This window comes from Salinicola socius (genome assembly GCF_001937195.1).
GTDB classification, from domain to species: domain Bacteria; phylum Pseudomonadota; class Gammaproteobacteria; order Pseudomonadales; family Halomonadaceae; genus Salinicola; species Salinicola socius.
The window spans coordinates 39,978-56,420 of the sequence record NZ_MSDO01000007.1 but is presented as its reverse complement, the minus strand read 5'-3'; the positions used below and the strand labels follow the sequence as shown (position 1 = coordinate 56,420).

Annotated in this window: 15 protein-coding genes; 8 read left to right on the top strand and 7 right to left on the bottom strand. The window is 59.1% G+C overall.

The window, feature by feature from the left end:
- Positions 1–218 precede the first annotated feature (218 nt).
- Positions 219–1,109 carry a LysR family transcriptional regulator gene (locus BTW07_RS06720; protein WP_075569401.1) on the bottom strand — a complete coding sequence of 297 codons (891 nt, stop codon included), beginning with the start codon at positions 1,107–1,109 and terminating at the stop codon, positions 219–221.
- A 110-nt stretch (positions 1,110–1,219) separates the two neighbouring features.
- Here BTW07_RS06720 and BTW07_RS06715 point away from each other — a divergent pair, with 110 nt between their 5' ends.
- The 5 genes from BTW07_RS06715 to BTW07_RS06695 all read left to right on the top strand — a co-directional run bounded on the left by BTW07_RS06715 (position 1,220) and on the right by BTW07_RS06695 (position 6,736).
- Complete coding sequence (locus BTW07_RS06715; RefSeq protein ID WP_075569400.1) at positions 1,220–1,621, top strand: (R)-mandelonitrile lyase; 402 nt, start codon at positions 1,220–1,222, stop codon at positions 1,619–1,621.
- A 621-nt stretch (positions 1,622–2,242) separates the two neighbouring features.
- On the top strand, positions 2,243–3,424 hold the full coding sequence (gene gltS, locus BTW07_RS06710) for a sodium/glutamate symporter (protein ID WP_075569399.1): 1,182 nt from the start codon (positions 2,243–2,245) through the stop codon (positions 3,422–3,424).
- A 112-nt stretch (positions 3,425–3,536) separates the two neighbouring features.
- Positions 3,537–4,220, top strand: coding sequence for an RraA family protein (locus tag BTW07_RS06705; protein ID WP_075569398.1), 684 nt, complete (start codon positions 3,537–3,539; stop codon positions 4,218–4,220).
- Entirely contained in the window at positions 4,217–5,422 is a 1,206-nt protein-coding gene (locus BTW07_RS06700; RefSeq protein WP_075569397.1) for a pyridoxal phosphate-dependent aminotransferase, read from the top strand. The genes BTW07_RS06705 and BTW07_RS06700 overlap by 4 nt, the downstream gene beginning before the upstream one ends.
- Before the next feature lie 60 nt (positions 5,423–5,482).
- Positions 5,483–6,736: a dicarboxylate/amino acid:cation symporter gene (locus BTW07_RS06695; protein WP_075569396.1), complete on the top strand. Its 1,254-nt coding sequence runs from the start codon at positions 5,483–5,485 to the stop codon at positions 6,734–6,736.
- Positions 6,737–6,759: 23 nt separating this feature from the next.
- On the opposite strand, the gene BTW07_RS06690 is transcribed toward BTW07_RS06695, so the two are convergent.
- The 4 genes from BTW07_RS06690 to BTW07_RS06675 all read right to left on the bottom strand — a co-directional run bounded on the left by BTW07_RS06690 (position 6,760) and on the right by BTW07_RS06675 (position 11,290).
- Positions 6,760–7,665: a LysR family transcriptional regulator gene (locus tag BTW07_RS06690; RefSeq protein ID WP_075569395.1), complete on the bottom strand. Its 906-nt coding sequence runs from the start codon at positions 7,663–7,665 to the stop codon at positions 6,760–6,762.
- A 448-nt stretch (positions 7,666–8,113) separates the two neighbouring features.
- Positions 8,114–9,220, bottom strand: coding sequence for a hydroxyacid dehydrogenase (locus BTW07_RS06685; RefSeq protein WP_244158319.1), 1,107 nt, complete (start codon positions 9,218–9,220; stop codon positions 8,114–8,116).
- Entirely contained in the window at positions 9,217–10,548 is a 1,332-nt protein-coding gene (locus BTW07_RS06680) for an alpha-hydroxy acid oxidase (protein WP_110661647.1), read from the bottom strand. Before BTW07_RS06680 ends, BTW07_RS06685 begins: the two co-directional genes overlap by 4 nt.
- A 103-nt stretch (positions 10,549–10,651) precedes the next feature.
- Positions 10,652–11,290, bottom strand: coding sequence for a 4-carboxy-4-hydroxy-2-oxoadipate aldolase/oxaloacetate decarboxylase (locus tag BTW07_RS06675; protein ID WP_075569392.1), 639 nt, complete (start codon positions 11,288–11,290; stop codon positions 10,652–10,654).
- A gap of 372 nt (positions 11,291–11,662) precedes the next feature.
- Here BTW07_RS06675 and BTW07_RS06670 point away from each other — a divergent pair, with 372 nt between their 5' ends.
- The 3 genes from BTW07_RS06670 to BTW07_RS06660 all read left to right on the top strand — a co-directional run bounded on the left by BTW07_RS06670 (position 11,663) and on the right by BTW07_RS06660 (position 14,696).
- The gene (locus tag BTW07_RS06670; protein ID WP_075569391.1) at positions 11,663–12,622 is read left to right on the top strand and encodes a tripartite tricarboxylate transporter substrate binding protein; all 960 of its coding nucleotides are present in this window, start codon (positions 11,663–11,665) and stop codon (positions 12,620–12,622) included.
- Positions 12,623–12,686: 64 nt separating this feature from the next.
- Positions 12,687–13,151 (top strand): tripartite tricarboxylate transporter TctB family protein, encoded by a 465-nt coding sequence (locus BTW07_RS06665; protein WP_158025867.1) that lies wholly within the window; start codon positions 12,687–12,689, stop codon positions 13,149–13,151.
- A 3-nt stretch (positions 13,152–13,154) separates the two neighbouring features.
- On the top strand, positions 13,155–14,696 hold the full coding sequence (locus BTW07_RS06660; RefSeq protein WP_075569389.1) for a tripartite tricarboxylate transporter permease: 1,542 nt from the start codon (positions 13,155–13,157) through the stop codon (positions 14,694–14,696).
- A 56-nt stretch (positions 14,697–14,752) separates the two neighbouring features.
- On the opposite strand, the gene BTW07_RS06655 is transcribed toward BTW07_RS06660, so the two are convergent.
- A complete protein-coding gene (locus BTW07_RS06655; RefSeq protein ID WP_075569388.1) occupies positions 14,753–15,436 on the bottom strand; it encodes a GntR family transcriptional regulator in 684 nt (227 codons plus the stop codon).
- A 140-nt stretch (positions 15,437–15,576) separates the two neighbouring features.
- A complete protein-coding gene (locus BTW07_RS06650; protein ID WP_075569387.1) occupies positions 15,577–16,440 on the bottom strand; it encodes a YicC/YloC family endoribonuclease in 864 nt (287 codons plus the stop codon).
- Positions 16,441–16,443 lie beyond the last annotated feature (3 nt).

The following is a 16,443-nucleotide window of genomic DNA, read 5'->3' as shown; positions in this document are numbered from 1 at the left end:
AAGACATCAAAATGAAATTAGGTAAAATAATCTGCCATAGGAACTCTTGCATAGGTTGCGAAGTACAACCATGAAAAGCTTAAAATAACAATCATGAGTTTAAATCATGAATTCGACGCCGGGTTCGACTAGCCACCTCCGAGACGGCTAATTTCATCGCATCAAAAATGACAATAAGGAAGGTCGATAGCGTGATGACGAGCACCACGATATGGCAGCTATTCGATACTCAAGGCGTTTACCAGAATGGAAAAGGCGGGGGAGCTCAAGCGTCGATGAGGGTAGTAGAGATAGTATCCCGGGAAGGGAGGAGACCATTCTTCCAATATGGACACGAGTTCGCCATTGGCGATCGCTTTCGTAACCGTATCCTCGGGAACGTAGCCAATGCCATGCCCGTCAATAGCAGCCTGAATGATCGGATTGATGCTGTTGAAGGTAAGCTGTCCCGAAACTTTTACCTTGATTTCTCGCCCATCCTTCTCGAACTCCCAGGCGTAGAGGCCGCCGTGGGTCGGAAAGCGTAGATTGATACAGTCGTGTCGAGTCAGTTCTTGGGGTGTTTCGGGACATCCTTTTCTGCTTAGGTACGCTGGGGAGGCGACTGCTCTCATCGAAAAATCTGGCCCGATTTTCACCGCAATCATGCCCTCGCTCACCTGCTCGCCCAATCTGACCCCGGCATCGAACTGGGACTTTACGATATCGATGAGTTGGTAATCCGTATGGATCTCGACGCGGATGTTGGGATATTGCTTGAGCATCGGGCGGAGTTTTGGCCATAGCAGAGACTCCGCCGAGTGGTCGGCAGCGGTAATGCGGAAGTCTCCGGTGGGATTGCTCTGGGTGTCCACCATGGACCACAACTCGTGCTCGATTTCCTCCAGCATTGGCCCAATCCGGTCCAGCAATCGTTGCCCTTCCGGTGTAGGAGCGACCTGTCGAGTGGTGCGGGCCAGGACCTTCACTCCCAGCCTTTCCTCGAGGTCTTTGACGGTGTGACTCAGCGCGGATTGTGATACGCCAAGCTGAGCTGCTGCTTTGGTGAACGTCCCCGCTTTCGCGACAGTGGCAAAAGCGACGAGCCCCGTCATGTTTTTCTTGAGCATTTATGATTCCTTTTCATATCTCCTGCCTCGTGTACGTCATCATGACCGCTGGGTGAACTGCTAAGATGTCAGAAGTTATTCCACTGTTACCTAGAAATCAGGAGCTTTTGATGAAGATCAATCGAGTTGGTAGCCAAGCTTCAACCCCGGGCCCTGAAGATTACTTCACCGGTACGGTTCGAATCGACCCGCTCTTTACGGCGGAAGAGCCAGGCCGTACCAGCGGCGCCGCGGTGACTTTTGAGCCCGGTGCACGGACCGCTTGGCACACTCATCCAGCCGGTCAGACGCTGATCGTGACGGCTGGATTTGGGCGAGTCCAGCGAGAAGGTGGGCCGATCGAGGAGATTCGTCCGGGGGACACCGTCTGGTTTCCGGCTGGCGAAAAGCACTGGCACGGTGCTGCACCCGAAGTCGCGATGACGCACATCGCCATCCAAGAGTCGATTGATGGTTCTCCAGTGACCTGGATGGAGAAGGTAGAAGACGCGCAGTATGAGGGTAAGGTTTGAGTTTGGCCGGATAGTTAGCAAGTCAGTAAGCCGATGTGACCAAAAGTCATATCATTAAAAGCGAGGGAGAGCTGCCATGCACGGCTCTCCCTCACTTTTAGTTCCCTGCGTTTCGCTGGACGCTACTCCAAGCCCTGAATCTAAGTACAGGATGGGAAATAAAATCCATAAATATCAAAGTGATGTGATTGTATTTGGGTGAGTTTTGAGTGACTGCCCTCGAGTTGTTACCCCTCTGGCTACGGCATTTGGTGGTGAAGCACTCACTGCATTGGACAACCTCATAAGATGACTCCGCTTGCGCTGCTCATTTGCTTGGCGCCCTAAGGCGAACAGAATAATTCCGTACCGAAAGATGAATGAGGTAAGTGGCGGTCGTCATCACATAGTTCGATTAAGTAGACGCGTCGATCATCGATTAAGGGCATCTATTTACACGAATATAAGTCCCGGTAAGGACGGGACAATTGCAGTAACCTGACAGGTTGGTAATTTAATAAATGCTTTAAAAACAAATACCTAAGTTCAATATCGCTGTATCGCGCCTTCTCTGATAATGCGCCCGATTGCACGGCTTGCTCCCTGTCGCCGTGTTGATGGCAAATCGAGAGGAGGGCGGCAATGGTGGTCTCGTTGGATATTATCCAGACCGCGGGTATCGCGGCGGTGGTCTATTTCTTTGGTATGTCGATCAAGCATCGGGTGGCGGTGCTTCGACGCTTTTTCATTCCGGCACCGGTCATCGGCGGGCTCGTCGTCAGCCTGCTTTTGTTCGGGACATCCCAGGGATTCGGGGTCGAGGTGCACTTCGACAAGATCCTGCAGAACTTCTTCATGAACCTGTTCTTTACTTGTGTCGGTTTCACGGTCAGCGCCGCGTTGATTCGCTCCAGTGGCCGGCAGGGTGCGCTGCTTGCTGTCATCGCGGTGGCTTTTCTGGTGATTCAGAACCTCGTCGGCGTGGGCTTGAGCCGATTGCTGGGCATCAATGAGTTGCTGGGCATCGCCATGGGTTCCATCTCGATGTCCGGTGGCGTCGGTTCGGGCGCAGCATTCGGGCCGACACTGGAAGCGGCTGGCGCAGCTGGCGCGACGACGATCGGCATCGCGGCGGCCACCTTCGGGTTACTGATGGGCAGTCTCATCGGTGGCCCCGTTGCCAAACGCCTGATCGATCGGCATGGCCTGCGGCCGGCGGGAAAAGAGAGTCATGACGTTCAGTCGACAGAAGCGTCGACTCCGTTGACCGGTAGCGGGTTGTTCCGGTCGACCCTGGTCATTCTGATCGCCGCCGCCATCGGTACCGTGATCTCCTGGCTGCTCAACCTGACGGGAATCCAATTCCCCTATTACGTCGGCTGCCTGTTTGGCGGCGCGCTGGTGCGTAATCTTGCCGATGCAGGCCGGTTCTCGCTGCGCATGCCCGAGATCGATGTGATAGGGGACATTTCGCTCAATCTCTTTCTCTCGATCACGCTCATGAGTCTCAACATCGCGGCGCTGATTGGGCTGGCGCTGCCCATGGTGCTCATTCTCCTGGCGCAGATGACGGTCATGGCGCTTTATGCCTATGTCGTTACCTTTCGGTGCATGGGGAGAGACTACGACGCGGCCGTGATGGCGGCTGGGCATTGTGGCGTGGGGCTGGGCCAGACGCCCAACGCCTTGGCGAACATGTCCGCGGTCATCGAGGACCGGGGGCCTGCGCCTCGGGCGTGGTTCGTGCTACCGATCATCACCGTGGTGTTCATCAACATCTTCAACCCGCTGGTCATCACGCTGTTCATCAATCTGTTTGCGTGATAGCGCACGGCAAAAGATTCTTAAAAAGAATGTCTAAAGATACAAAAATATCGCTTTTTTGAGTTTATAGCCGTCGCTTACCGTGATCGAAACCGCAAGCCCGGAGTCCGACATGAGTCTTTCCCCCCACGTTCCTACCGTTCCCACGCTGGCCGATCCTGAGCTTATCGAGGCGCTTCAGAGCATCGTCACGCCGCATCTCAGTGACAACCTCGATCGGTTGAGCGGCATCCGGGGGCTAACGCCCTACCACGATGGCACCAAACTGGTCGGCACCGCGTTCACGGTCAAGTGCCGCCCCGGCGATAATCTCTATATCTACCAGGCACTGACGCTGATCCGCCCCGGGCATGTCCTGGTGCTAGAAGGTGGGGGGCACCTCGACAATGCCTTGATCGGTGATCTGATCAAGCAATATGCCCAGCAGCGCGGTTGCGCGGGTTTCGTGGTGGACGGCGCCATTCGCGACGTCGAGGCGTTCGCGGGCGACAGCCTGCCGTGTTACGCCCGGGGTTCCGTGCATCGCGGCCCTTACAAGCACGGCCCCGGCGCGCTCAACGTGCCGGTTTCGGTTGGCGGTCAGGTGGTCAATCCGGGCGACATCGTCGTCGGCGACGCGGATGGGCTGGTCACCTTCCCTCAGTCGGAGGCTGAGTCGCTGATCGCTGCGGCCCATGCCAGCGATCAGAAGGAAGCTGGCATCATGGAGGAAATCGCCACTGGTGCGCATCATCAAAGCTGGCTCGATGCAGTGCTGTCGGCGCAGGGGCTCGAGTACGGCAGGGAGTCCGCATGAGCCAACCGTTTGCCGATCGCCTTGCGCGCATTCAGCCGTCACCCAGCGTCGAAGCCAATGCCCGCGTCACCGAACTGCGCGCCCAGGGCAGGGATATCATCAACTTCACCATCGGTGAGCCCGATTTCGATACGCCGGCGCATATTGCCGAGGCGGCGATCGCGGCACTGAAAGCGGGCGATACCCACTATACGCCGTCAGCGGGCACGCCGACGCTTCGCCAGGCAGTCGCCGACAAGCTCGCACGTGACAACGGGCTCGACTACACCCGCGACGAGATCGTAATCGGTGCCGGTGGCAAGCCAATCCTCTATCACGCTTTGGCGGCAACGCTGAATCCCGGCGACGAGGTGATCGTGCCGGCGCCGTATTGGGTCTCCTATCCCGACCTCGTCGCGCTCAATGAGGGCGTGCCGCGCATCGTCATCTGCGATGCCACCTGTGGTTTCAAACTTACGGCGAAGGCCTTGGCCTGCGCGATTACCCGCAAGACACGTTGGCTGGTGCTCAATACGCCGTCCAATCCCACCGGTGCGGTCTATACCGCGGCTGAACTCGATGCCCTGGCGGCTGTGCTTCGCGAGAACCCCCATGTGGGCGTGATCTCCGACGAGATCTACGAGCACTTCGTCTATGCGCCGGCCTGCCATCTTTCCCTGATCAACGTCGCACCGGACCTCAAGGCGCGCACGCTGATCGTCAATGGCGCCTCCAAGGGCTATGCCATGACGGGATGGCGCATCGGTTTCGGTGCCGGGCCGAGCGATCTGGTGCGGGGGATCGTCAAGCTGATCTCGCAGACGACGACCTGCCCGAGTTCACTCAGCCAGGCTGCCGCGGTGGCGGCCTTCTCTGGTGACCAGGCACCGGTGCGCGAGATGGCCGCTCGTTATACCGAGCGTCGACGGCTGATGTTGGAGGGGCTTCAGTCGGTGATCGGTGTGAGTAGTTTCGCCCCGGATGGCGCCTTCTACGTCTATCTCGATGTCGGTGGTCTGATCGGTCGCGAGACGCCGACCGGGCAGCGACTCCGGAGTGACGATGACGTGGTGCTCTATTGGCTCGAATCGGTCGGGGTGGCGGGGGTCAGCGGCAAGGCCTACGGGCTGTCCCCCTATGTCCGGCTCTCCTTCGCTATCGGTGAGGCCGCGATTCAAGAGGGGTGTCGACGGCTCGGCGAAGCATGCCGTGCGTTGCGCTGATACGGGCGGCACCCTGATGGCAACCATCTAACAATTCACAATGACGACAACGAGGTTCTCATGACGATCACTATCCGAGGCGCTCGGGGCTTGCCCGTGCGAATTTTCATCGGCTTCGTGCTGGGTATTGCCTGCGGTTTACTTTTTCAGAATTTCTCCTTGGCGATCAAGCCGCTGGGTGATGCCTTCATCAGTGGCATCAAGATGCTCATCGTGCCAATCATCTTCTTCTCGGTGGCCGGCGGCATCGCCAACATGGGCGATGTCCAGCAGCTCAAGCGAGTGGGTGGCAAGACGCTGTTGGTCTACACGGTGATGACAGTCATTGCCGGGATGATCGGACTGACCGTGGCTTCCATCATTCAGCCCGGACAGGGGCTCGATCTCGACGCTAGTGCGCCAGTGAATGCAGCGGCGAACGGTTTGGATATCGGCCAGTTTCTGCTTCAGATGATTCCCAGCAATCCCGTCGAGGCCATGGCCAGTGGCAATGTCATCCAGTTGATCGTGTTCACCATTCTGGTTGGTGTCGCCATGGTCATGCTGGGCGAGCGTGCCGCCAGGCTGCGTGAGCTATTCGACGAGGGTGCGGCGGTCTCGTTTCGTATCCTCGACATGGTCATGGCCGTCTCTCCGCTCGGTATCTTCGCGCTGATGGCGTACGCGGTCGCCAACTACGGCATCGATATCTTCGGTCAGATCGGCAAGTTCGTGCTGGCGGACTACGCTTCTTTGCTGGCGATCTGGACCCTGGCATCGATCCTGCTGGTGCTGTTCACACGAATCTCCTACTCGCGCTTCGTCCGCAAGATGGTGCCGATCTGGCTAATGACCCTGTCGACCACCAGCAGCAACGCCACGCTGCCGGTGACGATGAAGGTCACCAATCAGGATCTTGGCGTACCGAAATGGCTGTGCTCGTTCATGCTGCCGCTGGGGGCCACGATCAATTTGATGGGGGCCGCTGCTTATCTCTCGGTGTTGGTGGTGTTCGCCGCGGGCTTCTACGACCTGCCGTTGAGCCTGTCGCAGATGGTGAACGTGATTTTCATCGGCACCATCCTCTCGATGGCGGCGCCGGGCATTCCCGGTGGCGGTATCGTCATGGGCACGCTGATACTGCAGCTGATGAACCTGCCGTTCGAACTCGTCGGCGTGATTGCCGGCATCTATCGCATCGTCGACATGGGACATACCACGCTCAACGTCTCCGGGGATGTGATTGGCGCATTGTTGGTGGCGAAGAGTGAGCGCCTGCTGGATACGATCCAGGCATCGGCGCCGGCTCCTTCACCCATCGATAGCAAGACTTGAGATTTCCGATCGACATGGCGGGGTCAGTGGCGATCGAAATAGAGTTGGCTGAATTGGCAAGTCTCCTTTGCTAGCTCACAGATCGACGCGCTCAAACCTGACTGACGATCGCTGCGGTAAAGCGCGCAGTATTGAACGCGGGGCAACCCGGGCGTGGTATTCAGTACCTGTAGCAACCGCCGGTTTACCAGAAACTGAAGGCATTGACGGGGTAGGTAGCTGATACCTACCCCTGCCAGCGTCAGGCCAACCTGAGCCAACAGGTAATCGCTCACCAAAGAATTGCGCATTCGCGTGCCATGTTGCGAGAACCAGCGCTCGTAGATCAAACCGGTGCCGGAGTGGCTGCCTTGAGTGAGCACCGTAAATTCGCCGATCTCCTGAAGCGTCAATTCGCGACCCTCAGCGACTGTTCCGTGAGCCGCCATCCAGACGTTCTCCACGTTTTGCAGCGGCTGAGAGACGAATCGCGTATCCGAGAACACGTCAGGGACGACCACCATATCCAGTTTGTCCTGCTCCAGCTTTCCGAACAGGTCACTGCTAAGGCCGATCGACGGTTCGATATTGAGCCGGGGAAAGCGCTTGCGAATGCTTTCGATCAGCTGTGGCAACCAGGTCAGACCGGTGAGTTCGGTCACGCCGATGCGAAAGTGGCTTTGGATCACCGACTCATCGCTGATCCGCTCGAGCAGATGATCGCGCCGCTCCAGCAAATCTCTACCCAGCGTCAATAGTTCAAGACCCTTGTCGGTCAGGCGCGCGGACCGCCGGCTGCGGTCGAACAGCGCCACGCCGAACGCATCCTCGAGCTCTTGGATGCGCTTGGAAATCGCCGACTGCGTGGTGTGCAGCTTGTTGGCTGCCGCCTCGAAACTGCCCAACTCATTGACCCAGTAGATCGCGTCGAGCTGCTTGAAGGTGATCATGCGGGAATCCTTGGATCTAGGGCTGAAGGCTTTATTCTAAAAAAGAATTCTTATCGTAGATAAAGCATCACTAAATAGACTTTATATGCCTCATTGAATGAAGCCAAGCTTAGATGCGACCCAAGAAATTCGATGCTCCCCGCAACGATACGCAATCTGTTATTGCTGCCTCGTTAGTTGATACAACAGCGGCTGCAGCGGGTGAGGCAAGGTCTGCGCCGAGAGTCGCTTGACCTGGCTGCGACACGAGTCGCCCGTCGCCAGCAGGCGGTCGGCGATAGCACTCGGATAGCGTCAGTCCGGCGCTGGCCGGGTCAAGGCGTGTCATCATTTCCAAGTCCAGCGCTCGAAATCAAACCACCAGGATGCGATACCAATCGATTTGGTCTCTCGATTGCACGAACATGCTAGGCCGGCGGTCTTGAAAAGAAGCCAAGGCTTTCGTGCTTTATCGAGAAGCCTTTGTTGGATATTTTCCGAAGATCGCATAGTAACGCCCAGCATAAATTGGCCAGGCTTCGGGATTGAGCAAGCGTGGCAGGAATTCACCATCCAGCGTTTCGATCAGTTGCCGTGTTGCCCAGGTCGCAATATTGCGCCGTGCCTCGTGCGTGACGCCGGCGGTGTGATACGTCGCCATCACGTTGGGCATGGCCAGCAATGGATGATCCAGGGGTGGGGGTTCAACGTCCCAGACATCGATACCTGCCCCACCGAGGTGCCCGCTACGAAGTGCGTCGGCCAGCGCCGCTTCCGAGTGAATTCCGCCGCGTGCCGTGGTAACGAAGAGAGCGCCAGGTTTCATGGCAGCGAAGGCGGAAGCGTCAAACATCCCAAGCGTGTCGGTCTTCCTCGGGCAGTGCAGCGATACGATATCCGACTCGGCCAGCAGCGCCGATAGGGCCACCGGCCGAGCTCCTCTCTCTCGAACCGTGTCCGCATCCAGGAGCGGATCATAGGCGATCACGTCCATGCCGAACGCTTTGGCCAGCGCGGCGACGCGCTTTCCGATATGGCCGATGCCCACTAATCCGACTGTCTTGCCTTGGAGCTCGCGTCCCATGAGATCCTCGCGGGAGAACGTGCCGCCCTGCCTCAGGCGGTGGTCATTCTCCGCGAGTCGCTTGTTGACTCCCAGCATCATGCCCAAGGTATGTTCGGCCACCGATTGGGCGTTGGCGCCGGCTTGATTCATCACAAGGACGCCGGCACGGGTGCAGGCCTCGATATCGACCGTGTCATAGCCGGACCCCGACGTGGAGACGCAAAGAAGATTGGGCGCTCTGGCGAGCAGGGCCTCGTTGGCGAACCAGATCGGAGGCGTTTCATCCTTGGCCGAAGATATCTGGTAGGCGTGTGCCGCCTGCAGCACCTCTGCACAGTCGTCGAGGCGGCTGGTGACGGGAAGCGTGGTCAGCGTGATATCGGGTCGGGTCTTGTAAATAGCCTGCATCGATTCGTCGTACCAGACATCGAGTCGGAAGACCGACTTGTTGAGAGACCGTTGCCGCGACGTTGTCTCTAGCGGTGTCGACGCACTGTGTTGATGATTCAATTTTCGGTCCTCGCTTCCTGACGATGATTCTCTCGGTCGGTGTGATGATCTCGACATAACGGATGCTCCAGGCTGTCGTGACGACCTGGGTCGCTGTCATTCGACAAGCAGCGCTCCGCCATCGAGGTCAGCGCGACCAGGTGATCCCGGCGCAACTGATCTAGTCGGGTGATGCCCAGTAGTGCCATGTCTCGCCGGATCTCGGCTGTCATGAGCTCGATGGCGTGCGCGACGCCCGGCTCGCCGCCGACGGCGGCGGCATAGGCGAACGGTCGCCCGATAAACACGAAGCGCGCCCCGAGAGCCAGGGCTTTCAGCACGTCCGTGCCGCGACGGAATCCGCTATCGATCATGACCGGCAGGTCTCCCACTGCCGCGATGATGTCGGCCAGCGCATACAACGGCGAGACCGCGCCATCCAGCTGGCGACCGCCGTGGTTGGAAACGATGAGCGCGTCGACCCCGAGCGCCTGGGCTCTTTTCGCATCGGTGGGATGCAGGACACTCTTGAGCACCAGCCGGCCCGGCCAGATGTCGCGAATGAATGCCAGGTCGTCCCAGTTCAAATGGCCACGGTCGGAAATGTCTCGGTTGACGTGGGGGGAGAAAATGGGGGCTCCGCGGGAAGCGTAGTTGTTCTCGAAGTGCGGCATCCCGTGGTGATGGAGCGTTCTCAGGAACGTGTTGAACAGCCATCCGGGATGTGAAATGCCATCCCAGGCAAGTCTGACCGACGGCTTCATGGGGGAGGAGAAACCGGCTCGGCGGTTGTTGTCCGGGTTCGTGGCAACCGGCGTGTCCAGGGTAATCACCAGCGTGGTGAACCCCGCTGCCTGGACGCGCGCCACCAGCGACCGAATGGCCTCGCGCCCGGCCGGTAGATAGGCCTGGAACCAGGTCGCGTCTCCCCGGTCGGCGAGGGTTTCCATGCGAATCAGCGATGAGCCGCTCATGATCATCGGGATGCCCGCCGATGCTGAGGCATCAGCGAGGACGATATCGGCCCGGTAGGCCCACAGTGCGCCGAGTCCCATCGGCGCGATACCGAATGGTGAGGACACCGGCAGGTCGAAGAGGATCGTGGCCTGGCTCACTTGGGAGACATCCACCAGCACGCGTGGCATGAAGCCATAATCGCCAAAGGCATGCCGGTTGGCTCTGGACGATTGACCATCTTCTGCGGCATTGGCGATGTAGGAAAAAACGGAGTGGGGCAGGTATCGACGAGCCGCCGCCTCAAAGTCGTGCAAATTGTGAATACGGGCCAGCCGGCGACGGGTTACCGCCGATCGGGCGTCAGCGAGAAGGGTGCGGATTGAGATCGGCATCGAGCGTTCCATCAGTCAGTCTCGCGGGGCCGGCGATCAAGGGGATTGGGTCTTCGCGCGATACCCTCATCCCGCGACGCGCCGGTCATTGACTCGCCAGGCTCTACTTCAAACCCAGGCGATCGAGGGTGCCGCGTAGATTCAGTAGATCGAGCGTGCTGGCCCCCTGCTCCAGTTCGCGGCGAAATGCCTCTTCCTTCTCTTCGCGCGCCTGGGAGGCCCTGATGACGTCATCGAGCTCCTCGGCCGCCACTACCACTACGCCATCCCGATCGCCGACCACGATGTCGCCGGCACGTATCGCCACGCCGCCGCACTGGATCGTTTCGTTGACCCTGCCCGATTGATGCTTGTGCGTTCCCTTGATCGAGAGCCCGCGGCAGAACACCGGGAACTGGGATTCGATGATGGTGTCGGTGTCACGCACCATGCCGTCGATGATCAGGCCGCGGATGCCCGCCAGCGTAGCCGCTAGCGTCAGAATATCCCCCCATGGCCCTCCTTCGGTGAAGCCCTTGGCATCGACGACCAGCACGTCACCCGGTCTTGCCTTGGAGATGGCGTAGTGAATCAGCAGATTGTCGCCGGGCGAGCAGTCCACGGTCAGTGCCCTGCCGGCCATTCTCAGCGTTGGATCCAGCGGCTTGATGCCGGAATCCATGGCGCCACGCTGGCCCTGAGCTTCGTGAATCGTTGCACTGCCCAAGATCTTCAGCGTGTCCATGACGGTCTGTGAGGTCATTCTTTGTTCCTTCTCTAATGAGGAGATCGTCCGATGCGTAAGGTCTGGCCGGCGCAGAAAAGCATCGCGAACAATAAAAAAACAATATTAATCGCGTGTCTATCAAATCTTCGCTTTTCTCATGCGAGACAAAAGTATAAGTTAAAATAAATTATTTATTAATCAAGGATTTGGTTGTTTTTATCGATCTACGGCAGCAATGATGGAAATCGCTGCTTGAGCCAATGAGGCACCTATGATTCGATGATTTTGTTTTTTATTAGAACAATAATTGAGAGTCGAGCGATATCAGTCGTTTTCGACATCCATCTGAGTACAGGTCGCCAAGCCAATACGTCCGTCGAGGCGATGGCGGCGAGAAAGGAGAGGTCCATGAAGCCTGGCATGAAGACAAGAACCGTTGCGATGGCCGCCATCATGTTGATGCCGTTGTCGGCCATGGCCGATTATCCCGAGCGCGCCGTGCAGATGATCATCGGCTATTCCGCTGGAGGCGGTACGGATATCGCAGCGCGAACACTGGTCCCCTATATCGAGAAGGAATTGGGCACCGATATCACCGTCATCAACCGTCCCGGCGCCGGTGGTGAGGTCGGCTTCACGGCACTTGCCAATGCCGAGCCTGACGGTTACACCATCGGCTTCATCAATACGCCCAACGTGCTGACCATTCCGATCGAACGCGACACGCGTTACGAACTTTCTGATTTCCAGCCGGTGGCCAGCGTCGTCGACGACCCCGATGGCTTCAACGTGGGGCCGGATAGCGAGTTCGCCTCGCTCAAGGATCTGGTCGCCTACGCGAAGGAGCACCCCGGCGAGATCACCTACGGCACGACCGGGGTCGGCTCGGACGATCACCTGGCCGCGCTGGCGCTGCAGCGCCTGGCGGGAATCGAGATGACCCACGTGCCCTTTCCCGGTGCTGCCGACGTACGTCAGGCATTGATGGGCGGGCACATCGACATGGGGATATTCAACATTGGTGAAGCGGCGGCGGATGTGAAAGCCGGGCGAATCAAGATGCTAGCGCAGGCCGCAAGTCAGCGTTCGAAGGAGTTGCCCGACGTGCCGACGACCGCCGAAGCCGGTTACGAGCTGACTATTGGCTCAAACCGTGGCATCGCCGTTCCTGCCGGGGTCCCGGATGCGATCGTTCAGAAGCTCTCCAGTGCCGTCGAAGCGGCCATGAACAACGAAGACTTCCAGAAGGCGGCCGCGCAGCAGTCGTTACCACTCGACTATCAGGATCCGACCATCTACCAGCAAACACTTCAGGACCTGCAGGCACGTTTTCAGGCGCTTTGGGATGAATCTCCCTGGAGTGAGTGATAGGACGAGCGAGCCGGTCGCTGGCTGGCTCGCCGCTTTTTCCGTCGCATTTGAGAGGAGCGCGATGATGCGTCAGGCAGTGGTAGAGACGGGAGTGGCACTCGCTGGCACGGTAATCAGCGTCTTCGGGCTTATCCATGCGCTGGGTTTCACACGAGATTCCGCCTATTTGCCCGTCGCCGTGATGGGACTTCTGACCCTCCTGCTGGTGATATGGGGCGTGAGATCTGCGCTTACCCTACGTCACGACGGTGGCGATTCAATACGACCCGCACCAGGTCACGTCAAAAGATTTTTCATCCTACTGGCGACCTCCATCGTCATGATCGTCGCTGCCCCCAGGCTGGGATTCGCCACTACGTTCCTGTTGTTCGTGCCTCTGAGTGGAATGCTCCTCGGCTATCGCAAAGGCAAGTGGTTGGTGGTAACGGCAATCACTTTCTCGCTGCTGATCTATCTGATTTTTCAGGTGGTGCTCGACAGACCGCTACCTCCCGAAATGGCGCTGCGTTTTTTCACGGGGATATAACTCATGTGGGATTCCATTCTTTCCGCCCTGCCGTTGCTATTTTCGCCCGCTGTCCTGCTTGCCATGGCCGGTGGTACGACCATCGGCGTGCTCATTGGCGCGCTGCCTGGGCTTTCGGCGACGATGGGCATCGCCGTACTGATCCCGCTGACGTTCACCATGGACCCGTTGGTTGCGCTCGGCATGATGGCGGGTATCTACAATGGCGCCATGTACGGCGGCGCAATTCCCGCCATTCTCTTGCGTATTCCGGGTACGCCTGCCGGTATCGCCACGGTCTTCGACGGCCATCCCATGGCGCAAAAGGGTCAGGGGCTAGAGGCGATGAAGATCGCGTTGACATCTTCGGCGATCGGCGGTTCGGTCAGTGCGCTGGCGTTGCTTTTCCTGAGTCCGCCTCTGGCCGCAGTGGCGCTGAAGTTCGGCCCGGTGGAGATTTTCTGGCTGGCGATCTTCGGGCTGGCGGCCATCTCCGTGTTGTTGAGCGATGCGCCCATCAAGGGGCTCATCAGCGCCTGCCTCGGTCTCGTCATCGGCATGGTTGGCATCGACTCGATGACAGGTAACGAGCGCTTCACGTTCAACGTCATGGATCTCATGGGGGGTATCGATATTTTGGTGCTGCTCACCGGGCTCTACGCCATCCCGCCGGCTCTGACGCTGGCGCAAGAAGCCATGCTGCTGAGCAAGACCAGCATCGGCAGTGGCGGCAAGACGCGGAGCGGCATCGGTTGGAGACGACTGGTGCCGACCTGGTGCCGGGCATCGGTCATCGGCGTGATCGTAGGCATCATTCCCGGCACAGGGGGAAATATCGCAGCCATGCTTTCATGGAACGAGGCGCGACGTGTGGCGAAGGACAAATCGCGGTTCGGCAAGGGAGCGCCCGAAGGCGTGGCGGCGGCGGAGTGCGCCAACAACGCTGACAACGCGGCTTCCCTGATTCCCGCGCTGACCCTGGGGATTCCGGGCAGCAGCGTTTCTGCGGTCATCCTGGGCGGCTTGCTGGTCCACGGCATGCTCCCAGGCCCGGACCTGTTTACGCGTTCCGCTCCCGTCACCTACGGTTTTATTCTGGCCATGCTGGTGACCTCGATCATGCTGTTCGTGATCGGCCGACTCGGCGCGAGGCTGTTCATCAATGTGATGTACATGCCGCCACTGCTTCTGGCGCCGATCATCATTGCCCTGACCACCATCGGCGTCTACGCCATTAACAACAGCCTGTTCGATGTGTGGCTCATGCTGGCGTTCGGGGTCATGGGGTGGGGCATGGAGCGGCTGAAAATTCCGCTGGCGCCTGCGGTGCTGGCCGTCATTCTGGGGCCGGTGGCGGAGTCGAGCCTGCGTCGGGCGATGCTCATCGGCCGGCACGAGGTGAGCTATCTCTTCTCCAGTACCATCGCCATCGTGATGGTGACGATCATCGTGCTGACCATACTGGTACCGATCATTCGGCGCCTGCTCACCCACTACCGGGGGCGGCCGTCGAAACTGGCGATGGCGAGCGACCCTGAGCGGGCCCGTCAACGGTTCGAGCCTTGAGCGTCAGTGATCCGGGATAGGACAGTCCAGAGCGCCTCTGGTGAACTCGAGGCGCGCTATGGCTTATCCGTCCTGTCCCAAGGCTCCCCTTTCGACTGGGCCGATTGCCTGGCCATGAAAACGCAATAGGCCATGCGCAGGTGCACGCGCATGAGGTCTTCGGCGTAGCTCTCCTCCCGCTTCTCGATCGCATCGATGATGTCCCTGTGTTGCTGCATCGAGCGCTGCATCTCTGCGTCGGAGTAGAGGTAATAAGAGCCCACCGTGATCGGTGAATCGACCAGCATCCTGACCATCTGCTTGAGCTGCGCAGAGCCCGATGCCGTCATCAGGATCTGATGGAATTTCTGATTTTCCGCCTGGATGCTGAACAGGTATTTATCGGGCTGGTCCCGATAGAGCCCTTCGATCACGTCGGCATGACGATGCAATTGCGCGATCTGCTCCGCCGTCGCACGGCTGGCGGCCAGCCTGGCCGCGCGTGATTCCAACAGGATGCGTAGCTCGTAGATGTCGACGATATCGTCTTGCTGCCAGGGCGAAACGAATGAGCCGCGGCCTTTCTCGTGATAGATCAGGCCGTCGTCCGCGAGACGCTGAATGGCCGCTCGAACTGGCGTCCGGCTCACCGAAAGCGTCTCGGCCAGATGGGCTTCCTTGATCTGCATGTCCGAAGACAACTCTCCCGACATGATTTTTCTTCTGAGTGTCGTGTAGACCCGATCTGTGAGCTTTGTCATGGCTTGAATACGATCACGCTAGACCGTCATGGCGGTCGTCCGGAACCCTGGGCTGATGTCGATACCGTGCCAGCATCGCATTGGTGATAGGTAGTGTCATGTGGTGGCTATGATTGATCGTCATCCGCTGGAAAGACACCTCACTCCAGATTCTGGATCTGCTCCCGCATCTGCTCGATCAGCACCTTCAGCTCCACCGCGCAGCGGGTGGTGTCGGCGACGATGGCCTTGGAGGAGAGGGTGTTGGCTTCGCGGTTGAGTTCCTGCATCAGGAAGTCGAGGCGCCGGCCGATCGGGCCCTTTTGCTTCAACTGACGCTCCACTTCGGTGACGTGGGTTTCGAGCCGGTCGAGTTCTTCGGCGACGTCGGCCTTGTGCGCCATCATCACCATTTCCGCTTCCAGGCGCTGCGGGTCGAGTTCGGTCTTGGCGGTTTCGAGACGTTCCAGTAGCTGCGCGCGCTGGCGCTCGAGAATCAATGGCAGGTGCTCGCGCACCAGGTTGACCTGTTGGCGAATCCCGCTCAGGCGCTCGCGAATCAGTTCCGCCAGGCGCTCGCCTTCGCGGGCGCGGCCGGTTTCCAGATCCTTCAGCGCGGCGTCGAACAGTTCGAGGCCTGCGGCTTTGACCCGATCGATATCCAGGCGCTGGGTGGCCATCACGCCGGGATGGGCGAGCAGCTCCAGGGCGTTGGGCATCGGCGCTTCCGGCAGCTGGGCGCGGACCTGCTCCAGCGCCCGGGAAAGCGCGGTGAGCTGATCGGCGTTGATCCCGGGCGCGGCGTTGCCTTCGGCCGGGTCGAAGCGCAGCGAGCACTCCACCTTGCCGCGAGCGAGACGCTGGCGCATCGCTTCGCGGAAATGCGGTTCGAGATCGCGCAGGGCGTCGGGCAGGCGGAAGTGGGGCTCCAGGTAGCGCTGGTTCACCGAGCGCAGTTCGAGCTGCAGGCTGCCCCAGTCGGCATCACGGGTCTGGCGGGAGAACGCGGTCATGCTATGGGGCATGGG

What these genes read in the sequence shown, in the direction of transcription:
- BTW07_RS06705 (WP_075569398.1), top strand. Translation starts at nt 3,537, where the DNA reads ATGAGTCTTTCCCCCCACGTTCCTACCGTTCCCACGCTGGCCGATCCT.
- BTW07_RS06720 (WP_075569401.1), bottom strand. Translation starts at nt 1,109, where the DNA reads ATGCTCAAGAAAAACATGACGGGGCTCGTCGCTTTTGCCACTGTCGCG.
- BTW07_RS06665 (WP_158025867.1), top strand. Translation starts at nt 12,687, where the DNA reads ATGATGCGTCAGGCAGTGGTAGAGACGGGAGTGGCACTCGCTGGCACG.
- BTW07_RS06680 (WP_110661647.1), bottom strand. Translation starts at nt 10,548, where the DNA reads ATGCCGATCTCAATCCGCACCCTTCTCGCTGACGCCCGATCGGCGGTA.
- BTW07_RS06695 (WP_075569396.1), top strand. Translation starts at nt 5,483, where the DNA reads ATGACGATCACTATCCGAGGCGCTCGGGGCTTGCCCGTGCGAATTTTC.
- gltS (WP_075569399.1), top strand. Translation starts at nt 2,243, where the DNA reads ATGGTGGTCTCGTTGGATATTATCCAGACCGCGGGTATCGCGGCGGTG.
- BTW07_RS06700 (WP_075569397.1), top strand. Translation starts at nt 4,217, where the DNA reads ATGAGCCAACCGTTTGCCGATCGCCTTGCGCGCATTCAGCCGTCACCC.
- BTW07_RS06655 (WP_075569388.1), bottom strand. Translation starts at nt 15,436, where the DNA reads ATGACAAAGCTCACAGATCGGGTCTACACGACACTCAGAAGAAAAATC.
- BTW07_RS06715 (WP_075569400.1), top strand. Translation starts at nt 1,220, where the DNA reads ATGAAGATCAATCGAGTTGGTAGCCAAGCTTCAACCCCGGGCCCTGAA.
- BTW07_RS06675 (WP_075569392.1), bottom strand. Translation starts at nt 11,290, where the DNA reads ATGACCTCACAGACCGTCATGGACACGCTGAAGATCTTGGGCAGTGCA.
- BTW07_RS06650 (WP_075569387.1), bottom strand. Translation starts at nt 16,440, where the DNA reads ATGCCCCATAGCATGACCGCGTTCTCCCGCCAGACCCGTGATGCCGAC.
- BTW07_RS06690 (WP_075569395.1), bottom strand. Translation starts at nt 7,665, where the DNA reads ATGATCACCTTCAAGCAGCTCGACGCGATCTACTGGGTCAATGAGTTG.
- BTW07_RS06670 (WP_075569391.1), top strand. Translation starts at nt 11,663, where the DNA reads ATGAAGCCTGGCATGAAGACAAGAACCGTTGCGATGGCCGCCATCATG.
- BTW07_RS06660 (WP_075569389.1), top strand. Translation starts at nt 13,155, where the DNA reads ATGTGGGATTCCATTCTTTCCGCCCTGCCGTTGCTATTTTCGCCCGCT.